The organism is Luteimonas huabeiensis HB2, assembly GCF_000559025.1.
In the GTDB taxonomy this organism is placed as follows: domain Bacteria; phylum Pseudomonadota; class Gammaproteobacteria; order Xanthomonadales; family Xanthomonadaceae; genus Luteimonas; species Luteimonas huabeiensis.
This window is the reverse complement of record NZ_JAAN01000047.1, coordinates 75266-83662: the sequence shown is the minus strand read 5'-3', so window position 1 is coordinate 83662 and position 8397 is coordinate 75266. Positions and strand designations below refer to the sequence as shown.

Sequence of the window (8397 nt, the reverse complement as noted above, 5' to 3'; positions counted from 1 at the left end):
CTGCCGGGCGCACCCAAAAAAGTTCTGGTGTCAAGTCCTTTGTGCAAATCACGCAGGACTTGAAACCGTATATGGGACAGTAGGTTAGCTCTTTTCTCGGCCACTTTGGCGCGGTGTGGCTTCGTGGGCTAGGAGCCACATAGGAGCGTTGGGAGAGAAAGCCACATCGCACTGTGTCGTGCTGGATTGCCGAGGGACGGCGGGCTTGTCTTGTCATCATAGCCCAGGCGGCTCTTGGCGGCATCCAGAATGAAGAACGCGCAGCCTTGGGCTGCGCGTTCGATGGATGTTGCTGGGCAGGCTTCGAGGGCCATCACGTCGGCTTGGACGGCACGCTCCGCGTCGTGGTGCCCTTCCTGAATCCCCGATCCCCCGCCATGAACGCCTCCAGCATGTGCGGGATCAACTTCTCGGCATCGACGGCCTCGCCATACGCCTGCGCGTGCAGCGCGGCGTAGCGGTCGAGGTCGGCTTTCAAGCTGGCCGGGCAGGCAAAGGTCAGCTTGACGCTCTCGGTCTTGGGCAGCGGCCCTAGCCGCAGTTTCTTCGTGTTCATTGGGAAGCTCCCCGGTTGAAGAACAGCGGCTGGCACGGCCGCAGCACCAGATCCCGGTTCACGATGACGCGAACCGGCAGGCCCGGCCTAATGGTCAGCGTCGGCTGGATGTCCATGTTGCGCCGGGTGATCTCCTGACCCACCTGATTGATGCTGTCCTGGGCGCTGTCGCGCCCCGCGATGACGATGCGGTTGCCGTCCTGGCGGTTCTCTGGCGCGGCCAACTCGGCGCCTACGCCCAGCAGCGTCGTCAGCACGGCGCCCGCGACGATGCGATTCCAATGCCAGTCCACGTCGTCTTCCAGGCCGGCGTAGCCGGCTGGATCGGTGCCGACAAGGTTGTCGAGCGTCAGCGAGGACGTATCGGGCAGGATGACCCGGTTCCACACCACCTGCACGCGGCTCTGCCCGTAGCTGACCTGGCTGTTGTATTTACCCAGGATGCGCGACCCCTGCGGGATCAACAGGAACTTGCCCGTGGCCGAGTCATAGACCGGCTCCGTCACCGTGGCGATCACGTCGCCTGGCAAGTCCGACTTGATGCCCGTCACCAGCGCGCCCGCAATCACCGTTCCGGCCATGACCTGATACGGCGAGGCCGGCATTTTCAGGTTTCCGGAATTGCGGGTTTCCATAGAGCCGCCTTTCAGGAACGCCTCTTTCTGGTCTTGCCGGTTTTGCACAGCTGTCGGATCGGCAGGCTGGGGCGCCGCCGAGGCCGGCCCAGCCGCGAGCGGGTCGAAGGCCGCGAGCGTGTTGGCAGCACCAGGCACACCCGGCGGCGCCACCGTGGCCGTGGCGGCGGCCTGGCCCTGGCCGCCCGAGCGGAAAAACACCGACGAAGCCGCTGCGGCTTCCGCCTCCTTGCGCAAGGCGTCGTTGGGATCGTGGCCGGGGGCCGCGTAAGCGGCCACGGCGGACTGCTGCGAGTTCACGATGGCCGGGCCAAGATCGCCCGGCAGTGGCGGCCCCAGCTCGGGCACCTTCGGCGGCAGCTTCGAGTAGTCGGACGGCAGGCCGTCCAGCCCTTCGGACTTCGAGACGCGATCGACGTTGTAAAGCTCGGTCTGCTCGCCCGCGCCGCGCCGGTGCGGTTGCAATGACCAGATCGTGGCCCCGAGCACGGCGACCGACAGGCCGCCGACGAGGACGGCCAGCGTGCGCCGGTTCAACCGGGTCACGGCACGCGGCTGGGCGCGAAGCGCCACCGCCTCGGGCGCGACCTTGCCTGCCTGCCGCGTGGCGAGGTCGGGGGTATCGTCCTGGCTCATGGTCAGTTCCTCCGTGCCACGCCATCCGTGCGCTCGATCCGCACCACGTCGCCCTTGTCACCGCCCAGGCGCAACTCTGCCGCGCCAAACAGGCGATCCACGATGTAGTACGGCGAACGGAAGCGGTAGTTCACCAGTTGCCCGTCGCCTTCCGGCCCGATCACGAACAGCGGCGGCAGTTCGCCTTGCGCGATGCCGGCGGGGAACTGGATATAGACCTTCTGCCCGTCGTCGAAAGCGCGCAGCGGCTTCCACGACGGATTGCTGCCGCCGATCGCGTAGCGAAAGCGCAGGTTCTCCAGCGACAGGCCGCTATCCACCGGCGCGGCGGCGCTGGCCGCTTGCGCCTGGCGCTGCAAGGCCAGCATCCGGTCGCGCGGGTACTCCCAGGACACCGACGCCATCCACGTCTTTTCCGTGGAAGTCAGTTCCAGCAGGTACGTCCTCCGGCTGGTGATGATGACCAGATTGGTCTTGAGGCCCGAGCGGATCGGCTTGACCAGCACGTTGACGCGCAAGTCGGCACCGCTGCCGCTGGACGTGTCGCCCACGATCCAGCGCACGGTATCGCCGGCGGCCACCGTCACCAGCTCCTCGCCCGGCTGCAAGGCAACCATCGTCACCCGGCCCACGGCCGCATAGACCTGATACAGCGCGCCATCGGTGAAGGGCCACACCTGAATCGCGTTGACGTAGCCCTCGCGCGTGGGCGCGACACGCGCCTCGGCATTGGCGCGTGAAACGCGCACCTTCTCGTCGGCCGGCTCGGGCGTGGGCTTGGCGTCCTCGGCCTCGGGTGCCGGCATCAACTGCGCCGGCATCGGCAGCACCTCGGGCACGGCCACAACCTCCACGGGCGCGGGCGGCTCCGGCATCGGCTGGGCCTGCACCGGCACCGGCTCATCGAGCGAGATGGTCGGCGGCGGCTTGCCTTGCGTGGCGCAGCCCGCCAGGGCAACAAGCATCAACGGCAAAGCGTAAAAGCGGAAAGACAGGTTCATGGTTTTGCTCCTTCGGAAGAATCCAGCTCGCGGCTCCAGGAAAGGCCGTTGACGTAGATGCCCAGCGGGTTCTTGCGCAGGCGTTCTTCGGTGCGCGGCGGCTGGAGCACGATGGACACCACGGCCGTCCACCGTTCCAGGCCCGCCGCAGCGCCGTTGACGTAGCGGCGTTCCGTCCAGCGCACGTTGAAAGACGTGTCGCTGGCACGCACGACGCTGGTGATCTGCACCGTCACCGACTCCTTTCCGATGCGCGCGAACGGGTCGTTGACCCGCGCGTAGTCGTTGAGCACGGCCGCGCCTTTGTCGGTCGTGTAGTCGTAGGCGTCCAGCCAGTTCTGGCGGACGACGATGGGGTCGATGGACAGCGAGCGCACCAGCGTCACGAAGCGCGCGATGTGGTGCGCCGTCTGCGCATCGTTGGGCCGGTACGGCGTGGCGGCTTCGCCCACGGCGCGCACCTGGCCCGCGTTGTCCACCTCCACGACGTAGGGCGTGACGATGGATTGCGCCGAGCGCCACACCAGTCCGCCGGCCATCAGCAGCGCGAGCGTGAGGCAGCCGAAGGCCATGAATCGCCAGTTCTTGGCCTGGACGCGGGCCGAGCCGATACGGTCGTCCCACACCTGGCCGGCGGTTTGGTACGGCGTGGCAGGCTGCGGCGTGTCGGCGTAGCGCACCTGCGGTTTCTTGAATCGCATGGTCAGTTCTCCTTGTGAATCGCGTCAGTCGTCGGAGCCGCGCAGGCTCGGGCCTTGCCCGGAGCCGCCGCCGTCGCCACCGCGCAGCGCGTGGGCAGCGGTGGTCGCGGCGTGGGTGAGCTGCTGGCGGCGATGCAGCCGCTTGGCCCAAGCGGGCTGCTCGGGCGCCTGTGCAGCGGCAGCGCCTGCCGGCGCTTCGCTGGTGGCGGCCTGGCCGGCTGACGCGCCAGCGTCGCCGTTCCAGCCCGCGCGGAACGGTGCGGCCATGCGCTGCCCGGCAGCGGAAGCGCGGGATGCGGCAGCGCGTCCGGCAGACTGCGCGCCGGTCTTGGCGACGTTGCCCAAGCCCGCCATCGCGCCTTTGGCACCGCCGCCGGCGGCAGCGGAACCCGCCTGGAACGCCGACTTCGCGCTGCCAGCCGCCGACGTGGCGGCACGCGCGCCGCTGCCGGCCAGCTTGGCGGCAGCCGGGGCCATGCGCGCGCCAGCGGCCACCGCGCCGCCCACGCCCGTCGCGGCAGCACCGACAGCCACTGCCGTTCCGGCCGCGCCGACGGCGGCACCGGCCATCGCGCCCGCGCCGAGCTGGGGCGCGCCGGACACAAGGCCCGTGGCGATGCCGGGGCCGAAGATCCCGAGCGCGAGCAAGGTGAGCGAGGCCAGCATGATGACCAGCGCGTGGTCGATGTTCGGCTCGGCGGGGTGGACTTGGAACTGCGCGAACAGGCCCGAGCCGATGCCGACGATCACAGCCAGCACCAGCACTTTGATGCCAGCGGCCACGACGTTGCCCAGCACCTTCTCGGCGAGAAAGCTGGTCTTGTTCCACAGCGCGAACGGCACCAGCACGAACCCGGCGAGCGTGGTCAGCTTGAACTCGATCAGCGTGATGAAAAGCTGGATCGCCAGCACGAAGAAGCACAGCACCACGACCAGCCACGCGAGGAACATCACCACGATGGGATCGAGATTGGCGAACACCTCGGGGAAGCCCGCCATCTCGCCGATCTGCTCCAGAATCGGCGCCCCGGCGTCGATGCCGGTCTTGGCGAGCCGGCCCGGCTGCAAGAAGTTCTCCATCGTGATGGCCGAGCCGGTGGCGGTGATGCCCAGCCCCGCGAACGAGCGGAACACGATGCTGGCCAGCCAGTTGAAGTTGTTGAGGATGTAGGCGAAGGCACCGACGTAGAGCACCTTGCGCAGCAGCTTGGCGATCACGTCATCGCCTTGGCCGGTGGCGTGGCTCATGGCCCAATACAGCCCGGCGATCGTCATGTCGATGACGATCAGCGTGGCCGTGAGGAACGCCACTTCGCCGCGCAGCAGCCCGAAACCCGAGTCGATGTAGGTGGCGAAGGTGTTGAGGAACTGGTCGATGATGGTCACGTCATTCATGGCGTGCCCTCCGGTTCCTCGAAGCTGGGCGGGATCGGCGGCAGGTCGGCCAGCGTCTGGTATTCATCCGGCCCGGCCTCGCCGGAAAAGAAGCGCCGCCGGAAGGCTTCGGCGGCGGCGCGGCAAGCGTCCTCGCCCGTGGCCTGCCGGTCGGCCGCGCATTGCGCGCGCAATGCCTTGAGCCGCACGCGATCGGCGGCCAGGGCATCGGCGAGGTTGTCGGCCGGCTGCTCGCCGCAAGCGGCCAGCAGCACGGCACCAAGGACGAGGACGCATCGCATGGCGGCCTCCTGTCAGTCGCGGTAGAAGTTGACGGACTGCGGCGTGTACGGCGTGCCTTCCCCGAGGAAGCGCCGCCGCACTTCGCGGGCGCGCTCGGTGGCCGCCGCCTGCCGCGCCAGTTCCAGCGAGGCGGCCCGGTCTTGCGTGATCTGGAGCCGCTGCGACTGGATCGACTGCTTGGCCTGCAAGGCGAGCAACTGGTTCATGGCCTGCATCGCCTGCAACGCGCCTTGCGCCGACTGGCTCTTGCCGACCAGATCGGCCAGCACGCTTTCGTCTTCGCCCAGGTTCTGCGACACCTGCGCCTGCATCTGCATGGTGGTCTGCAAGCCGCCCAGCGTGTTCTTCCACCGCTCCTGGGCGTCGCGGTACATCTGGTCGCCGCTGACGGTGGCGGCGTACTGCTCCGGGTACAGGCGGGCAAACTCCCGATCCAGATTCGTCACGTCGTAGGCCAAGCCTCGGGCCTGGGCGATCAGCCGCTCGGTCGTCGCCAGGTTGGCGCGCAACTGGCCGACCACGCTGGATGGAAGGCTGGCGAGGTTGCGCGCCTGGTTCATCAGCATTTGCGCTTCGTTCTGGAGCTGGCGAATCTGGTTGTTGATCTGCTCCAGCGTGCGGATCGCGGTCATCGTGTTCTGCACGAGGTTGGTGGGGTCGATCACGACCCATTGCGCATGGGCAGTGGCGGTGCAAAGCATGGCCGCGATGGCAGCGGCGACAAGGCGCTTCTTCATGGCAGGATCTCCTGTGGTTGGTCAGCGAGGGAATCCGGCGCGAGGCCGGGGAACGAGGGCAGCAGGTCAGCCGCCCAATCGAGGCCGCGATGGCGCAGCCAGGCACCCGCGAAGCCGGGCGTGCCGGCGTCCAGCAGCACGCGGTCTATGTCGCGCTGGTCTTGCGGCGTGGAAGCGCCCGCGAAGGCCAGCGTCGCCGCCCCCAGGTCGAGGTCGAACAGGCGGTTGCCGAGGCGGGATTGGTAGTAGTAGTCGCGCTTGGGTTGCGCGGTGGCGACGATCTCGATCTGGCGCGAGTTCAACCCGAAGCCCTCGTAGATCGTGCGAATCTGCGGCTCGGTCGCCTGCGGGTTCGGCAGGAAGATGCGGCTTGCGCAGCTCTCGATGATTGCGGGCGCGATGCTCGAATCCTTAATGTCCGCGAGCGACTGCGTGGCGAAGATCACCGACACGTTTTTCTTGCGCAGCGTCTTGAGCCACTGGCGGATGCGCGCGGCAAACACCGGGTCATCCAGGAACAGCCACGCTTCATCGAGGATCAGCATCGTGGGCGCACCGTCAAAGCGTTCGTCAAAGCGCGCAAAGAGGTAATGCAGCACGGCCATGACGGCGGCCTTGCTGTGCATCAGCTCCTCCATCTCGAAACCCTGCACGTCCGCCATGCCCAGCCGGTCGTGGTCGGCATCCAGCAGCTTGCCGTGCGCGCCGCCCAGCACATAGGGCGCGAGCGCCTGGCGCAGCGCGTTCGATTGCAGCAGCACCGACAGGCCGGTCATCGTGCGCTGCTCGACGGGCGCACCGGCCAAGCTGCCCAGCGCCGACCAGATGGCGGCTTTCTCGTCCGGGCCGACTGCTACGCCTTCATGCAGCAAACGGCCTTCGATCCATTCGGCGGCCCAGGTGCGGTAGCCTTCGCGGTCAATGCGGGCGAGCGGCTGGAAGGCGATTTCGCCGTCCGTGCCCAAGTCGTAGTGCTCGCCGCCAAGCCCGAGGATCGTGGCGCGCATCGAACGCCCCATATCGAACGCGAAGATGCGCGAGCCGAGGTAGCGGCGGAACTGCATCGCCAGCGTGGCGAGCAGCACTGACTTGCCCATGCCCGTCGGGCCGGCCACCAGCATGTGGCCCACGTCGCCATCGTGCGTGACCAAGCGAAACGGTGTGGCGCCATCGGTGCGCGTCACGATGAGAGGCGGGCCGTCCAGATGCGCGTTGCGCTCGGGGCCGGCCCACACGGCCGACACCGGCATCATGTGCGCCAGGTTCAGCGTCGAGACGATCGGCTGGCGCACGTTGGCATAGGCGTTGCCGGGGAGCGAGGACAGCCACGCATCCACGGCATTGAGCGTTTCGGAGATGGTCACGAAGCCCCGGCCCTGGATGACGCGCTCCACCATGCGCAGCTTCTCGTCGGCTGCGGCCGGGTCGGCATCGAGCACCGTCACCGTGGCGGTGAGGTAGCCGAAGGCGACTTGATCACTGCCCAGCTCCTGCAACGCGGCATCGGCATCGGTCGCCTTGTTCGAGGCATCCGTGTCCACCAGCGGCGACTCCTGTTGGAAGATCGTTTCGCGCAGCAGCGCGATGACGTTCTTGCGCTTGGCGAACCACTGGCGGCGCAGGCGGGCGAGGTCTTTTTCCGCCTCGGATTTGTCCATGCAGAGGAAGCGCGTACTCCAGCGATACGCAAATCCGAGGCGGTTGAGGTCGTCCAGAATCCCCGGCCAGGTCGAGGTCGGAAAGCCCCGCACCGACACCACGCGCAGGTGCCGGTCGCCCAGCATGGGGGCCAGGCCGCCAACCAGCGGCGAGTCGGCCAGCAGCGCGTCGATGTGGAAAGGCACCTCGGGCACACCGACGCGATAGCGTCGCGTCGAGATGGTCGCGTGCAGGTAGGTCAGGGTCTGCGCGTCATCGAGCCAGGCAATTTCCGGCATGACGCCATCGAGCTGGTCAAAGACCCGATCCGTTTCCGCGACGAAGGCTTGCAGCCGCTCGCGCCAGTCCACGCCATTCGTCGGCGTGTTCTCGTAGAGCATCTTGGCGGCACGAGCGCGCGATTCTTCAGGCGGCAGGTACACCAGCGTCAAGTGATAGCCGCTCTCGAAGTGATGGCCGGTGTCCTCGAAGGCCGAGCGGCGTTCTTCGTCCACCAGCCACGACAGCGCCTCCGGAAACTCTGAGTGCGGGTAGTCCGCGGCGGCGCTGCGTTCGGCCTCGATGAACAGCGCCCAGCCCGATCCCAGCCGGCGCAGCGCATTGTTCAAGCGGGCCGACGTGGCGATCAGCTCGCCTTGCGTGGCACTGTCGAGGTCAGGCCCGCGAAACCGGGCCGTGCGCTGGAAACTGCCGTCCTTGTTCAAGACGACACCCGGCGCGACGAGCCCGGCCCACGGCAGCCAATCGGCGAGCAAGGCCGGGCGCTGGCGGTATTCGGCGAGGTTCAGCATGGCG

At 67.7% G+C, this 8397-nt stretch carries 8 protein-coding genes; all 8 read right to left on the bottom strand.

Annotation, left to right across the window (positions count from 1 at the left end; genetic code table 11):
- Nucleotides 1–313: 313 nt before the first annotated feature.
- Genes Z164_RS0118865 through trbE form a run of 8 tightly spaced genes read right to left on the bottom strand, consistent with a single transcriptional unit; the run spans nt 314 to nt 8393 of the window.
- Nucleotides 314–556: a DUF2274 domain-containing protein gene (locus tag Z164_RS0118865; protein ID WP_008786880.1), complete on the bottom strand. Its 243-nt coding sequence runs from the start codon at nt 554–556 to the stop codon at nt 314–316.
- The gene (locus Z164_RS0118860) at nt 553–1827 is read right to left on the bottom strand and encodes a TraB/TrbI/VirB10 family type IV secretion system protein (protein WP_008786881.1); all 1275 of its coding nucleotides are present in this window, start codon (nt 1825–1827) and stop codon (nt 553–555) included. Before Z164_RS0118860 ends, Z164_RS0118865 begins: the two co-directional genes overlap by 4 nt.
- A gap of 2 nt (nt 1828–1829) precedes the next feature.
- Nucleotides 1830–2828, bottom strand: coding sequence for a P-type conjugative transfer protein TrbG (gene trbG, locus Z164_RS0118855; RefSeq protein ID WP_008786882.1), 999 nt, complete (start codon nt 2826–2828; stop codon nt 1830–1832).
- Nucleotides 2825–3529 (bottom strand): conjugal transfer protein TrbF, encoded by a 705-nt coding sequence (trbF, locus tag Z164_RS0118850; RefSeq protein ID WP_008786883.1) that lies wholly within the window; start codon nt 3527–3529, stop codon nt 2825–2827. The genes trbG and trbF overlap by 4 nt, the downstream gene beginning before the upstream one ends.
- A gap of 24 nt (nt 3530–3553) precedes the next feature.
- Entirely contained in the window at nt 3554–4924 is a 1371-nt protein-coding gene (gene trbL / locus Z164_RS0118845) for a P-type conjugative transfer protein TrbL (RefSeq protein ID WP_021221531.1), read from the bottom strand.
- On the bottom strand, nt 4921–5205 hold the full coding sequence (locus Z164_RS0118840; RefSeq protein WP_008786757.1) for a hypothetical protein: 285 nt from the start codon (nt 5203–5205) through the stop codon (nt 4921–4923). The genes trbL and Z164_RS0118840 overlap by 4 nt, the downstream gene beginning before the upstream one ends.
- 12 nt (nt 5206–5217) lie before the next feature.
- A complete protein-coding gene (trbJ, locus tag Z164_RS0118835; protein WP_008786756.1) occupies nt 5218–5943 on the bottom strand; it encodes a P-type conjugative transfer protein TrbJ in 726 nt (241 codons plus the stop codon).
- Nucleotides 5940–8393, bottom strand: coding sequence for a conjugal transfer protein TrbE (trbE, locus tag Z164_RS0118830; RefSeq protein ID WP_008786755.1), 2454 nt, complete (start codon nt 8391–8393; stop codon nt 5940–5942). Before trbE ends, trbJ begins: the two co-directional genes overlap by 4 nt.
- Nucleotides 8394–8397 lie beyond the last annotated feature (4 nt).